This is a genomic window from Tenacibaculum bernardetii (genome assembly GCF_029125915.1).
GTDB classification, from domain to species: Bacteria; Bacteroidota; Bacteroidia; order Flavobacteriales; family Flavobacteriaceae; genus Polaribacter; species Polaribacter bernardetii.
The window spans coordinates 1-12,950 of the sequence record NZ_JAQJCU010000022.1 but is presented as its reverse complement, the minus strand read 5'-3'; the positions used below and the strand labels follow the sequence as shown (position 1 = coordinate 12,950).

The following is a 12,950-nucleotide window of genomic DNA, read 5'->3' as shown; positions in this document are numbered from 1 at the left end:
CTTGCGGAATTTCCTCGCACTTTTATTATCTTTCGTTCAAATTCGGAAAAGTGCTACGCTCTTTTCCTTAACGAAACCATGCACAAAGCCGTTACCTGCAATGCCGAAAAACATCCAGAACTAAACAAAATTAAGAGTATGTCTCAAAAATTAGAACTTCAATACAAAATTAACGAAATAAATAGACAAGTAAACGAGACTATGATTTCTGATAACCCTGAAATATGTCCAATTACAGATGGAATTATTGATATTGATAAATATTTAAAAGCCAAATATAAAATACTTTGGATTTTAAAAGAACCTTACGATGATTTTGATGAAAACGGAAAACCATTTGGTGGAGGTTGGAGTTTAAACGAAGTATTGAATGAAAAACAGACAATTTCTGAATTCAAAGGAGGCAGACCCACATATAAGCCTATGATTTATACTTCTTGGGGAATTCTTAATGATTTTTGTCTTTGGGAAAATATGGGTAACGTTGAAAATGACCCTTCAATGATTGATGCTTTAAAGAGTATTGCTTACATAAATGTTAAAAAACTACCTGGTTACACCAAAAGTCATTTTTCAGTTATTGAAAACGCATACCAAAAATATAAAGATATTTTACTAAATCAAATTGAATATTACCAACCAAATATCGTCATTGGTGGTTCTACTCTTTATAATTTTTTTAAAGATTTGGATTTAAAAAGAGAATTAATGCAAAAGCGTGGCAGTATTGATTTTATTATAAAAAATGACCGAATATATATTGACGCCTATCATCCATCTCAACGACGTATTTCACAGGAACAATATTGTGATGATATAATAACAACAGTAAAAGAATTAAGCTTAAATATTAAAATATAAACTATAAAAATAAAAAAATGGCAGACAAAATGACTTGTAAATATTGTGGAAAAAATTTTATCGGTGGATTTCCATGCTCGCATAGTCCATCAAAAAAACACGTTGCATTAACAGACGGAAAAAATTGTGTCTATTGCGGAAAAAAATTTATTGCTGGATTTCCTTGTTCACACAGTCCATCAAAAAAACATTTATTAGATTCTTAAATAAAGCACAGCAGGTAACAACGTGTATAATTAATTGCTTTGGCAACTGCTTATTTGGAAAATTCCTTCGGAATTTTCTCGCATTCGTTTTTGTTTACTAAATTAGTTGCTTAATCACGCAACTAACCATACACAAAACCGTTACAGCACATTAAAACCGACATTCTGAAAAGTTATGAAAAAAAAAAGAGTTTACGAATTTCTAAACAATAATTCATTATTTCTGAAATTCATATATGCTTTAATCATATTGAATGTTTTGTCAATTATTTTAAACTCATACAAAGAAGTAAGAACAGATTATGGGAAATTTTTAAAATATTTTGAATATTTTTCTGTAATTATTTTTTCTATCGAATATATATTAAGACTATGGACTGCAAGCGAAAAATATAAGAAAGGAACTAACTTTTATAAAAGAATTAAGTTTTCATTTTCCACTTATGGAATTATTGATTTATTAGCGATTTTACCTTTTTATCTTCCTTTAATCTTTCCATTCGATTTAAGAGTATTAAGAATTTTGAGACTTTTTAGATTATTAAGGATTTTAAAATTAGGTCGTTTATCCAAATCATTGAAAACAATTTCAAGCGTTCTAAAAGAAACAAAATCTGAACTATCAATTACTCTTTTTGTAGCTTTTATTCTTTTAATTTTATCTTCTTCTTTAATGTACTATTTTGAAAATGAAGTCCAACCTGAAAAATTTGAGAATATTGGACAAGCAATGTGGTGGTCTGTAGCAACTTTGACCACAGTTGGTTATGGAGATGTTTATCCAATAACTGGAGTTGGAAAATTTTTGAGTGCCATAATAGCTTTAATTGGAATTGGATTTGTTGCTCTTCCTACAGGAATTTTGAGTTCTGCTTTTATTGAGAGAGTTCAGAAAAACAAAGAAAAAATTAAAAAGGAAATTTGTGAATGTCCGAAATGTGGAAATAAATATGAAAAAAACGTGCTGTAACACCGTATAAACTTTATTGCTGGTTTTAGCTCACTTGGGAAATTCCTTCGGAATTTCGCCGTTCGTGTTTTATTTACTAAATTCATTGCTTAAACCACGCAACAAAGCTTATACAACAACGTTGGCATTCATTGAGCAGAACCGTTAAAAATGACAATTATGAGTAATTTAAAAGACATTAAAACGGAAATTGAAAAATATTCGAATGACTCAAATCTGACTGAATTACAAATCGTTGAGAAACTTGAAAAACATTACTTTGACAAAAAAGTAAACGAGAATTTAAAGCTATATAAAAAAGGACAGAAAAAAGTGAGCGAAATAACAAAAGACCTGAAAATATCGCCACGAAAATTTTATATGATTTTAGAAAAAAAGAAAATAGAACATAAGAAATATAAAAAAGAGTGATTTAAAACAAAACGTTTGACTTTTAGCTTGTTTTCGGAATCGGAAACTGAATTGAAAAGCAAAACTCGAATTGAATAAGGAATTTAGCAAATTGCGGAATTGCTCACTCAATCGGAATTAAAAAACAAATTAGTTATGATAAAAAAATTCATTGGATATATATTAATTTTAGCATCTTTAGTCTTTGCTTTTTTTAGAGGTAAAAAACAAGGCGAATTAGATTGTATCGACTTTAACGTTCTACCAATGATTGGTAATTCTATAACTGTTATAGCTTGCATTGGTTTAACTGTATTTGGTCTTGTTCTTGTTAGAAAGAAATAATCACCAATTTTAGAGGAATTTAACAATTATTGAATTGAAAATATAAATTTGAATAAAACAACGAAATGCCAACACCGTATATAATTTATTGCTGGCTTCTTGCTTACTTACGAAAGTCCTCGCGGACTTTCTTGGTTGGTAATTATTTACTAAATTAGTTGCTTGAAACACGCAACAAACCATATACAATCACGTTGTGCATAATGCAAAAACACCATTGATGAAAGACAAATTAGGAATAATATTTATCCACGGTGCTGGATTGGGAAAATATATTTGGAACGAAATTGAACCAAATATAAACGCCTCGTCCTTAATGATTGAATTTCCAAATAGGAAAGCAGACGACAAAGCGAATTCTAAATTGAAATTTGAAGATTATGTAGAGAAAGCAATTTCGGACACTCAAAATTTTGAAAAAGAAAAATTAATTGTTGTTACTCACTCAATCGGTGGACTTGTCGGACTAAGAATTGCGGAAAGTTTTAAAGACAAAATTATTGGATTTGTCGGAATTGGCTCTGCAATCCCCAAAAATGGTAATTCGTTTATTTCCTGTCTTCCATTTCCCCAAAAATTAATCGTTCCGCTTATAATGAAAATGGCAGGTACAAAACCACCGAAAAAGGTAATCGAAAATGGATTATGTAATGATTTAAATCCATCCCAAACGGAAAAGGTAGTTGAGAATTTTACAGCCGAATCAAAAAAATTTTATACAGAAAAATCAAAGTCAAATATTCCCGAAATAAAAAATTTATATGTGGAATTGACCAACGACAAAGAATTTTCCGTGGTAGTTCAAAAGAAAATGGCAGAAAATTTGAACTGTGAAAATATAGTAAAACTTGAAAGTGGTCATTTACCAATGTTGAGTGTTCCCAAAAAATTAACAGGAATTTTAAACGAATTCATTGATAGCTGTTTAGAGTAAGTACGGAAAAGCACTATGCACAACAATGTATATAAAACATAGCTATTACAGGCTTTGCGAGAGGCTTTTGTCTTTTTGTGAAGACCGCCAAATTTTTAAATTTGGCTTTTAGAGAGAATAAGAAAAATTTAAAAATTCGGCTCGTGCTTAATCCGAAAAGTTAGCGTCTTTTTACACGCTACGTTTCATATACGAGACCGTTGCCCACAATATGAGAAAAGTACCCAAATTAATATTCAGTTTTATAATTTTGACTTCTGTACTACTAGCGAATTGTAAATCGGAAAAAAAATCTGAATACTATATTTCGGAACTAAGTATGAATAGAAATTTATCGAATTTTACAAACGTGATGAATGAAAAAGACACGATAAAAATTATTGCCGAATTGTATATGGAATGGTGGATTAGAGTTGACACTCTAACAATTACAAAAAAGAACAATCAAATTCAACTTCAAGCAACGATTAAGGAAGACACTACATTTGAAATGAAATATCAATGGCGGACAAATAAACTCAAGCCTGTCATAATCGAGAATACTGACAACGAATTTGAGCAACATTTTTCTCAAAAAATAAAACGAACAAAAACTAACCCAAAAAGTGGGCGGATTTACAAAATATTAAGTCCAAATGATACGTTGATTTTTTACACGAAAGGTTTGGGAGATAAAGGTGGAGAAGTTAAAGAATATTATAAATTTATGCGTAATTACTATCCGAATGAAAAAGATTTTGTCCCAATCGGAGAAAAAAATGAGAATGAATAAATACTGTGGGCAACAATATATAAAATTAATTGCTATATTAGTGCTTAATTTTTAAGGCGTTGCGTATTTGCCAACTTCTGAATTTCCTTCGGAAATTCCTCGCTGACAAACTCGCAACTAATCTTATACCGAACGTTGTGCGTAAGTAAAAATGAACTCGAAAACAACATTAAAATACGGAATTGGAATTCTTATCCTTGAAATTATTCTTCTTGGATTATGGATTTATGAATTAAAACCTGACCCAAGTATATCAATTGGAATTGTTTTAATTATTCCTATACTTTTTGGAATAAATTTGATTTTAGGAATTATTTTTTACTTGTTGAAAAAACCTTTATCGAAAATATTTTTTGTTAATTCAATAGTTTGTCCGTTAATTTTCTACGCATTTTGGAATCTGTGGTTTATGAATTGGACTGAAAGGAATTATGAGGAATACTCTTTTGGAATTGACAATCAAAAACTTGAAGTCAGTTTATCAAAAACTTCTGATTACTTTTCAATTTCGGACAACACAAATCAAAAAAATGGAACTACAACTGGACTCTATTTTGGAAAATATGAAAGAATTGGAGACAGTATAAAATTAACAGACGGAAAGTACAAAATGTTTATATTTGAAAATAAACTAATTGGGTTTCCAAAAAGTCTGAATGAAATAAAATTGAAAAAAGCGGAATGAAAAATACCTACGCACAACACCGTATAAAATTTATTGCTGGCTTTTTGCTTACTTGCGAAAGTCCTCACGGACTTTCTTGGTCAGTAATTATTTATTAACTTTAGCCCTAAACCAACGCAACAAACCTTATACAACAACGTTAGCCACAAGCTGAAAAATGAACATCAAAAAGAAAAAATCAAAAGAAGGAGCTTTCGAATATGACCTTTACATAAAAGAAAAACTTTTGTGTGATGAAGTTTATTGGAACGAAGAATTAAAATCATTTGGAACAGATGATTTAGTTGGCAACTTCAATTCTGAAATTTTACTTGACTTAAAATCCAAAGACTTTCATTCAAATTTAGATTTAAACACAAGTGCACTCGATTTAGGATTTGAAATATTTTTCCTTACTGGTGTTTCTAAAACTGATAATAAAGTTTCTTTAAACTTTTTTGCGCCATATTACAAAGTAAACAAGTACGAATGGAAAGTTGAAAAATTTTATGAAATCATCAAACCGATTTTGAAAAATGAAATTGATTTAGAGTTTGACATATCAGAAGAATTTGAAGACCTTGAAAACAATTACTTGTCTGTAATTTTCTCATTTGACGAGCAAAATAAATCAATAAGAGAATTGAGAGAGAACTCAATAAAAAGATTAAAATCTATTCTCGAAAGAACAAAAAGCAAACTAAATCAGCCTTTATGGAAAAAGGAATATGAAAAAAATGAGCATTTGTTTACTTCAGAAGTTCTCTTGCCGACATTAAAAAAAATGGGGTTTTCAGAAGTTAAGTATACTCACGGAACAAAAGAATTCGGAAAAGACATTATTTTTTCGAAAATCAACGAATTTAATAGAATTGAGTATTATGCGTTACAAGCAAAAGCAGGAAATGTAAAAGGAAGTGTTTCTGGACAAGTAAATGAATTAATCCAGCAGATAGATGATGCCTTTAGAATTCCTTTCACTCTAATTGGAGTTTCTAATGAAATTTACATTACAAAAGTCATAATTGCAATTAGCGGAAAGTATACTGAAAATGCAGAAATAAAAATTCGCCATAAAGTTGACAAACCGATTTTAGGAAATTTAATATTTTTAGATAAAGAACAAATTTTAAACTTGAATTAATAAAAAGCCAGTGGCTAACACCGTATATAATTTATTGCTAGTTCTAGCCTACTTACGAAAATCCTCGCGGATTTTCTATTCGGTTTTTATTTGCTAAATTACGTGCTAAACCACGCAACAAACCATATACAAACACGTTGTATTTAACGGCGGAATTTCAGCCAGAAATTCCTAATTTGTATTTTGGAGTTCTAAAAAGTAAATTGACATAATTACACGCCTAAAAGAAATACTCAAAAACTAAAAATGAAAATATCTTCTCCTCCATTTTAAGAGAAAATTGCACCGTTAAAAATTATTTAAGACTAGTTAGAAATAGAATGAAAAATTAAAGATTCATTTAAAACTTAAAATTAGAGCGGGAAAAAAATCTGTGGAAAGAAAGGATTTTAGCGCAACGGCGGAGATCTAAAAATTGAATAAAACGGAAAAATTAAAGAATCATTTAAAAATAAAATTTGAGCTGGAAAAAAACTGTGGAGAGAAAAGATTTTAGCACAACAGCGGAATTTAAAGCAGAAAACAGGAAACAGGAAATTTGAGCATTGAAAGCGGGAAAAATATTGAGCTTTGAAGCGGGAAAAAAGAGCGGAATAAAATTTCAAGTAGAAAGATTATTTAGAACTCAAAACCGCTAAATACAACACCGTATATAATTTATTGCTGGTGATTTACAAACTTACGAAAATCCTTGGCGGATTTTCTATTCCGTTTTTATTTACTAAATTAATTGCTCGAAATACGCAACAAATCATATACAAAATCGTTGTGGCACATTAAAAACTGAACTCAATTTCAAGTCAAAAATAAAATAGTTAATAAATGAAACATTCAAAACATTGTAATTTATGCGATAACGAAATTGCAACTTTTGAAAAAGGAATAATTTGTGGAATATCAAAAAAGAAGCCTGAATTTGAAAAATATTGTTCTGATATTAAACTGAATAAAAAATTCAATGAAAGATTGGAAAATGTTAATTTCAAACTATTAGAATTAAAGAGAAAGAAAAAATGGAATTATTTATCTTTTTTTCTACTTATTGGATTTAGTTTTCTTCTAATTTTTAAAAGCGGAACAATAGCTGAATTGAATAAAAACGAAACTTATTTTTTAGTTCATAAAGTTGGAATAATTGCAGTTGGAATAACAATTTTAATGAATACAATCAGAAATCTAACCAAATATAAAGAGAAACTGAAAAGTGTAAAACTTGAAAAAAATGAAATAAATTCGGTTTCCAAAATTTATGGAATTAATTAAAAAAGGGAAATTTAAAAAAAGCATAGTAATGAATAAAACGTGCCACAACACCGTGTATAATTCATTGCTAGTTTTAGCCTACTTACGAAAATCCTCGCGGATTTTCTATTCGGTTTTTATTTGCTAAATTTAGTGCTTAAACACGCAACGAAATCATACACAATAACGTTACCCAACATTTGAAGAAACATTTGAGAAAACGAAAAATTATAGGAATACATCTATTGTCATTTATCATTTTGACAACCATACTGATTTTCTCATCTGAACCTTTATTGAATAGATTCGCATCGGGTATACATAATGTTGGAATGTGGCTGAATTTGATAATTTATGGAACAATTGGAATTTTGATTTTGACAATTGTTTCTTGTCTTATTTTTATAAAACGAAGTAATTAATCTCTTGAATAAAATCACGAAAAATAATCTCGAACAGCATTTGAAAGAAGCTACTTCTACTCTATTAGAAATGGCAAGAAATTCCTGTTGGAATAAAATTTCGGATAATACAAGTTACATAATTTCAGAAATAGTAAATGACGAGCAGAATTTTTTTGATAAGCGAATCGCACGTAAAAAAGCAAACGAAAAGAAAAAAACCAAATCGCTTGAGCAAATAACGGCTGAATTAAAAGACATTTTTGAAAATCTGTACGATATAAATTTGTATATATATAAAAGCAAAAAGGAAAGTACAATAATTGAAATTCAATACTATCCGAAATCATCTCTTGAATCTGATTTTTATGAAACTGTAAAAGAGAATAATCCAATGTTACATTGTAAAGTCGGACTTCCACATTATCGGAAAAATGACACCGAAAAATTTGACGTGAATTGGGAATTGGGCGGAATTCGTTACGAATGGAATAATTTTTTGGGTAAAATACGATTCAAAATTTATGAATATAAATATCAGAAAAAGAAAAGATTGCGGAATAAAAACGTTGGGTAACAATGTGTATAATTCATTGCTAGTTAGAGCCTACTTACGAAAGTCCTCGCGGACTTTCTATCTGTGATTTATTTGCTAACTTTAGTGCTTAAACACGCAACAAAATCATACACGAGACCGTTAGCAATAATAAAAACTTGACTTTGATTCAAATTTGATGTATTTTTACACCAAACAAAAAAATTATGGCAAGACAAAGTATATCATTTACACAACCGAATGAGAAATGGCTTAAATCTCAAGTAGATAATCAAGAATATTCGAGTAAAAGTGAACTCGTGAATGATTTGATAAGACAAGCAAGAAAACAGCAAGTTCAAATTGATTGGATTAGAACAAAAATTGACAATGCTGAGAATAGTGGATTTACAAATGATAGTAAAGAAGATATTTTAAGACAATCGAAATCTTTACTTAATGGCTAAATACAAACTTAGCAATGAAGCTAAAAATGACTTGATTAGAATTCATCATTATGGAGTTTCAAAATTTGGAATTATTCAGGCTGATAAATATTTTGAATCTTTCTTTGAATACTTTGAAATAATATCACAGAGACCATATTCATTTGAATCTGTTGACTATATAAAAGAGGAATATAGGAGATGTGTTTGTGGAACTGACAGTATATATTATAGAATTAATAATGATACTGTTGAAATAATGACTATTATTGGCAGACAAGATTTGAATAGAATTACCAAATAAAATATACTATTGCTAACAATGTGTATAGTTATTACGGGTTTAGTGCTTAATCCAAAGTTTTGTATATATTTACTAAGTCCGTCAAATCATTTTTGATTTGACTTTAGTACAGAAAAAAATAAAAGCAAACAAAATGATTTGCCTCATGCTAAATTGAAAATCCTCTGACTTTCTATTCCCGCACTAAACCATACACGCAACGTTGGGTTTCATTAACAAAAAATCGTAAAAATTCAAACTTTTAGATTTTTAATTAAGTTTAAAATGTTAGAAAAACTTGTGGAAAACTATATCGGAATTTTTCTCAGAAAACCGTAAAAAATATAATTTGAAAATTTTTGTTTTCTAATAATATTTTTCAAAAACAGAAAAATTCCAGTTGAGAATTGTTCTGTAAAAAGTTAGAGTATTTAGGAGTTAAATTTTCAGCGATTCTACCCTAGAGAAATCTCGGAAAGAATAAAAATAGAATTGAATGCTAGAGGAAAAATAAAATCGTGGAATTTAGCAAGTTTGCGGAATTTAAATTCTTTAGGAATAATTGCGGAAAAGTAAAATTAAAACAGAATTAAATACTAAAAAGAGAGAGAATAAATCGCGAAATTTAGCAAGTTTGCGGAATTAAAATTATTTATGGAAATAATTGCGGAAAAATTATTTCAACAATAAAAATTAAAATAGTAAACAAATATAACGAAAACCCAACAGCGTGTATAGTTCATTACGGGGGATTTTCTTGCAGAAAATCCTCGCACTTTCACTATCTTTGGTCTAAGTTCGGAAAATTGCTACGCTCTTTTCCGTAACGAAACCATACACAAGTACGTTGGGTTTCATTAACAAAAAATCGTAAAAATTCAAACTTTTAGATTTTTAATTAAGTTTAAAATGTTAGAAAAACTTGTGGAAAACTATATCGGAATTTTTCTCAGAAAACCGTAAAAAATATAATTTGAAAATTTTTGTTTTCTAATAATATTTTTCAAAAACAGAAAAATTCCAGTTGAGAATTGTTCTGTAAAAAGTTAGAGTATTTAGGAGTTAAATTTTCAGCGATTCTACCCTAGAGAAATCTCGGAAAGAATAAAAATAGAATTGAATGCTAGAGGAAAAATAAAATCGTGGAATTTAGCAAGTTTGCGGAATTTAAATTCTTTAGGAATAATTGCGGAAAAGTAAAATTAAAACAGAATTAAATACTAAAAAGAGAGAGAATAAATCGCGAAATTTAGCAAGTTTGCGGAATTAAAATTATTTATGGAAATAATTGCGGAAAAATTATTTCAACAATAAAAATTAAAATAGTAAACAAATATAACGAAAACCCAACAGCGTGTATAGTTCATTACGGGGGATTTTCTTGCAGAAAATCCTCGCACTTTCACTATCTTTGGTCTAAGTTCGGAAAATTGCTGCGCTATTTTCCGTAACGAAACCATACACAAGTACGTTACCACACATTTGAACAAAAATTCGTCTTCAGGCAACCTTTAGGTTAAAAATTACGTCTATAATATTATAACATAGAAAATTCAAGAAAGAAATGACTAAACTAAAAACTTACATCTTATTTATTTTTATATCATTATTTAGCATAAATTCCAATGCCCAAGCCGAAAAAATGCTCGAATGGGCAACTCAAGGAACAGTTGAAAATGAGAGTTATAATTCAGAAATTCCATTTCGATATGTAGATGGATATATTTTTGTAGATATAATTCAGAATAATAATACATATAATTTTCTTTTTGATACTGGTGCCGAAGCAACAGTTATAGATAAATCTATTATTGGCGAGTTTGGGTACAAACCATTTTCTAAATCATCTGTATCTGGTCCAGTAATTAAAGATGGAGATATAAACACAGTTATATTATCAAGTATTAGTATTGCAGATGTAGAATTTAAAAATATTGGTGCTGTATCTATAGATTTTGGATTTGCTAAAAAGAAATTCTGTGAAAAATTGGATGGCATTATTGGTACAACATTATTAAAAAAAGCCAAATGGCAAATAGATTACAAAAAGAAAGTTATTCGTTTTTCTAATGATATTGAAAACTTAATATCTGAAAAACCAAAGTACGCACTAACTACAACACTTCCAGAAAAAGGTTGGGGAACAGAAACTATAAAACTAAATATTGACGGATATATATCGGAATTTAACTTTGACACAGGAAATGGGCGTGAGAAAATGGTATTAAGAGCAACCTCTCTAAAAAACTTTATTGGTAACAACAAACATACCATTATACAATACGGATTTAGTAAATCTGCTTTAGACTATCGATTTATTGCGAAAAACGTAACTATTGGAGACATACAACTTGAGAATCAAAATATAAGTTTACAAAGAGAAGTCAAAAATCTTCAGCTTTTAGGGAATCGATTTTTTGAGAATTATATAATTACAATTGACTGGGAAAAACATCAACTATTTTTAGCACCTACAGAAGATAGTGTTTCAGACTTACTAATCGATTTTGAGCTGAATTTTAAGCCAAACTTTGAAACTAACAAAGTAGAAATCGCGACAGGGTTAAGAACTTTTATTAAGAAAAATAAAATAAAACAAGGTGCTATACTTTTGAAAGTTAATGGCAAAGACATTTCCAATTTCTCACACCAAGAACTTTGCGACTTCTGGAATACCGAATGGCCTAAAATAACAGATGCCGAAAAATTGAACATAGTCATTTCTCAAAAGGGAAAATCCAAAGAAATTGTTATAACCAAAAAGAAACTGAATTAAAAAAACGTGTGGTAACAACGTGTATAATTAATGGCTAGTTTGAGCTTGCTTACGAAAATCCTCGCGGATTTTCTATTCGGTTTTTATTTGCTAAATTAGTTGCTTAAAACACGCCACTAATCATACACAAACACGTTGGCATTCATTGAGCAGAACCGCTAAAAATGAAACTTATGAGTAATTTAAAAGACATTAAATCGGAAATTGAAAAATATGCAAATGACTCAAATCTGACCGAATTACAAATCGTTGCAAAACTGGAAAAACATTACTTTGACAAAAAAGTAAACGAGAATTTAAAGTTATATAAAAAAGGAAATAAAAAAGTGAGCGAAATAACAAAAGACTTAAAAATCTCGCCACGAAAATTTTATGGAATTTTGGAAAAGAAAAATATCGAACATAAGAAATATAAAAAAGAGTAATTTAAAACAGAACCTCTGACTTTTAGCTCGTTTGCGGAATCGGAAACTGAACTGAAAAGCAAATCCGAATTGATTGCGGAATTTAGCTAGTTGCGGATTTGGTCACTCAATCGGAATTGAAAAAGTTTGCGGAATAAAAACGTTGACTGAATTCACTCAAAAACAAAAACTGAATTTATGAAAAAAAACACACCTTTAATATTAATTATTGTTAGTGCAATTTTAATAATAGCGAATTTTATATTTTCCGAAGAATTTGACCGTGGATTTTGGTTGACAACTTTATCTAGTGTATTAATTATAATATCAATGGTCTTGACAATTAGAGAAAACAAAAAACAAGGCAAGAATTAATAATTTGGTTAAAAACAACGAAATGCCAACACCGTGTATAATTAATGGCTGGTTCTCGCCTACTTACGAAAATCCTCGCGGATTTTCTATTCGGTTTTTATTTGCTAAATTAGGTGCTTAAAACACGCCACTAATCATACACAAACACGTTGCCCACAATAGCGGAAATCACTCAGACGGAAACAATTCTGAGTTAAAAAGC

16 protein-coding genes are annotated in these 12,950 nt (G+C 29.3%); all 16 read left to right on the top strand.

All coding sequences use genetic code 11. The features are described from left to right. Positions 1-138: 138 nt before the first annotated feature. On the top strand, positions 139-861 hold the full coding sequence (locus P2G10_RS12445) for a hypothetical protein (RefSeq protein ID WP_275316910.1): 723 nt from the start codon (positions 139-141) through the stop codon (positions 859-861). 17 nt (positions 862-878) lie between these two features. Next, on the top strand, positions 879-1,067 hold the full coding sequence (locus tag P2G10_RS12440; RefSeq protein ID WP_275316909.1) for a hypothetical protein: 189 nt from the start codon (positions 879-881) through the stop codon (positions 1,065-1,067). 175 nt (positions 1,068-1,242) lie between these two features. Beyond that, a complete protein-coding gene (locus P2G10_RS12435; RefSeq protein WP_275316908.1) occupies positions 1,243-2,037 on the top strand; it encodes an ion transporter in 795 nt (264 codons plus the stop codon). 159 nt (positions 2,038-2,196) lie between these two features. Then, positions 2,197-2,448, top strand: a complete 252-nt coding sequence (locus P2G10_RS12430; protein ID WP_179317993.1) for a hypothetical protein — start codon at positions 2,197-2,199, stop codon at positions 2,446-2,448. A 135-nt stretch (positions 2,449-2,583) separates the two neighbouring features. Further along, positions 2,584-2,772 carry a hypothetical protein gene (locus tag P2G10_RS12425; protein ID WP_123796501.1) on the top strand — a complete coding sequence of 63 codons (189 nt, stop codon included), beginning with the start codon at positions 2,584-2,586 and terminating at the stop codon, positions 2,770-2,772. Between the two features lie 220 nt (positions 2,773-2,992). Next, a complete protein-coding gene (locus P2G10_RS12420; RefSeq protein ID WP_275316907.1) occupies positions 2,993-3,706 on the top strand; it encodes an alpha/beta fold hydrolase in 714 nt (237 codons plus the stop codon). Positions 3,707-4,025: 319 nt separating this feature from the next. Then, on the top strand, positions 4,026-4,478 hold the full coding sequence (locus tag P2G10_RS12415; RefSeq protein ID WP_232121429.1) for a hypothetical protein: 453 nt from the start codon (positions 4,026-4,028) through the stop codon (positions 4,476-4,478). A gap of 151 nt (positions 4,479-4,629) precedes the next feature. Next, positions 4,630-5,163, top strand: a complete 534-nt coding sequence (locus P2G10_RS12410; protein WP_275316905.1) for a hypothetical protein — start codon at positions 4,630-4,632, stop codon at positions 5,161-5,163. A gap of 157 nt (positions 5,164-5,320) precedes the next feature. Beyond that, entirely contained in the window at positions 5,321-6,286 is a 966-nt protein-coding gene (locus tag P2G10_RS12405) for a restriction endonuclease (RefSeq protein WP_275316903.1), read from the top strand. Positions 6,287-7,108: 822 nt separating this feature from the next. Continuing rightward, on the top strand, positions 7,109-7,549 hold the full coding sequence (locus P2G10_RS12400) for a hypothetical protein (RefSeq protein ID WP_275316902.1): 441 nt from the start codon (positions 7,109-7,111) through the stop codon (positions 7,547-7,549). A 471-nt stretch (positions 7,550-8,020) separates the two neighbouring features. Beyond that, positions 8,021-8,506 (top strand): hypothetical protein, encoded by a 486-nt coding sequence (locus P2G10_RS12395; RefSeq protein ID WP_275316901.1) that lies wholly within the window; start codon positions 8,021-8,023, stop codon positions 8,504-8,506. Positions 8,507-8,691: 185 nt separating this feature from the next. Then, entirely contained in the window at positions 8,692-8,931 is a 240-nt protein-coding gene (locus tag P2G10_RS12390; RefSeq protein ID WP_275316899.1) for a ribbon-helix-helix domain-containing protein, read from the top strand. Continuing rightward, entirely contained in the window at positions 8,924-9,214 is a 291-nt protein-coding gene (locus tag P2G10_RS12385; RefSeq protein ID WP_275316898.1) for a type II toxin-antitoxin system RelE/ParE family toxin, read from the top strand. Before P2G10_RS12390 ends, P2G10_RS12385 begins: the two co-directional genes overlap by 8 nt. A 1,543-nt stretch (positions 9,215-10,757) precedes the next feature. Continuing rightward, entirely contained in the window at positions 10,758-11,969 is a 1,212-nt protein-coding gene (locus tag P2G10_RS12380) for a retropepsin-like aspartic protease (protein ID WP_275316897.1), read from the top strand. A 173-nt stretch (positions 11,970-12,142) separates the two neighbouring features. Beyond that, on the top strand, positions 12,143-12,394 hold the full coding sequence (locus P2G10_RS12375; protein WP_275316895.1) for a hypothetical protein: 252 nt from the start codon (positions 12,143-12,145) through the stop codon (positions 12,392-12,394). 177 nt (positions 12,395-12,571) lie between these two features. After that, positions 12,572-12,748, top strand: a complete 177-nt coding sequence (locus P2G10_RS12370; protein WP_275316894.1) for a hypothetical protein — start codon at positions 12,572-12,574, stop codon at positions 12,746-12,748. Positions 12,749-12,950 lie beyond the last annotated feature (202 nt).

Coding starts and splice junctions, on each gene's coding strand:
- P2G10_RS12445 (WP_275316910.1), top strand. CDS start 139: ATGTCTCAAAAATTAGAACTTCAATACAAAATTAACGAAATAAATAGA.
- P2G10_RS12440 (WP_275316909.1), top strand. CDS start 879: ATGGCAGACAAAATGACTTGTAAATATTGTGGAAAAAATTTTATCGGT.
- P2G10_RS12435 (WP_275316908.1), top strand. CDS start 1,243: ATGAAAAAAAAAAGAGTTTACGAATTTCTAAACAATAATTCATTATTT.
- P2G10_RS12430 (WP_179317993.1), top strand. CDS start 2,197: ATGAGTAATTTAAAAGACATTAAAACGGAAATTGAAAAATATTCGAAT.
- P2G10_RS12425 (WP_123796501.1), top strand. CDS start 2,584: ATGATAAAAAAATTCATTGGATATATATTAATTTTAGCATCTTTAGTC.
- P2G10_RS12420 (WP_275316907.1), top strand. CDS start 2,993: ATGAAAGACAAATTAGGAATAATATTTATCCACGGTGCTGGATTGGGA.
- P2G10_RS12415 (WP_232121429.1), top strand. CDS start 4,026: ATGAATAGAAATTTATCGAATTTTACAAACGTGATGAATGAAAAAGAC.
- P2G10_RS12410 (WP_275316905.1), top strand. CDS start 4,630: ATGAACTCGAAAACAACATTAAAATACGGAATTGGAATTCTTATCCTT.
- P2G10_RS12405 (WP_275316903.1), top strand. CDS start 5,321: ATGAACATCAAAAAGAAAAAATCAAAAGAAGGAGCTTTCGAATATGAC.
- P2G10_RS12400 (WP_275316902.1), top strand. CDS start 7,109: ATGAAACATTCAAAACATTGTAATTTATGCGATAACGAAATTGCAACT.
- P2G10_RS12395 (WP_275316901.1), top strand. CDS start 8,021: ATGGCAAGAAATTCCTGTTGGAATAAAATTTCGGATAATACAAGTTAC.
- P2G10_RS12390 (WP_275316899.1), top strand. CDS start 8,692: ATGGCAAGACAAAGTATATCATTTACACAACCGAATGAGAAATGGCTT.
- P2G10_RS12385 (WP_275316898.1), top strand. CDS start 8,924: ATGGCTAAATACAAACTTAGCAATGAAGCTAAAAATGACTTGATTAGA.
- P2G10_RS12380 (WP_275316897.1), top strand. CDS start 10,758: ATGACTAAACTAAAAACTTACATCTTATTTATTTTTATATCATTATTT.
- P2G10_RS12375 (WP_275316895.1), top strand. CDS start 12,143: ATGAGTAATTTAAAAGACATTAAATCGGAAATTGAAAAATATGCAAAT.
- P2G10_RS12370 (WP_275316894.1), top strand. CDS start 12,572: ATGAAAAAAAACACACCTTTAATATTAATTATTGTTAGTGCAATTTTA.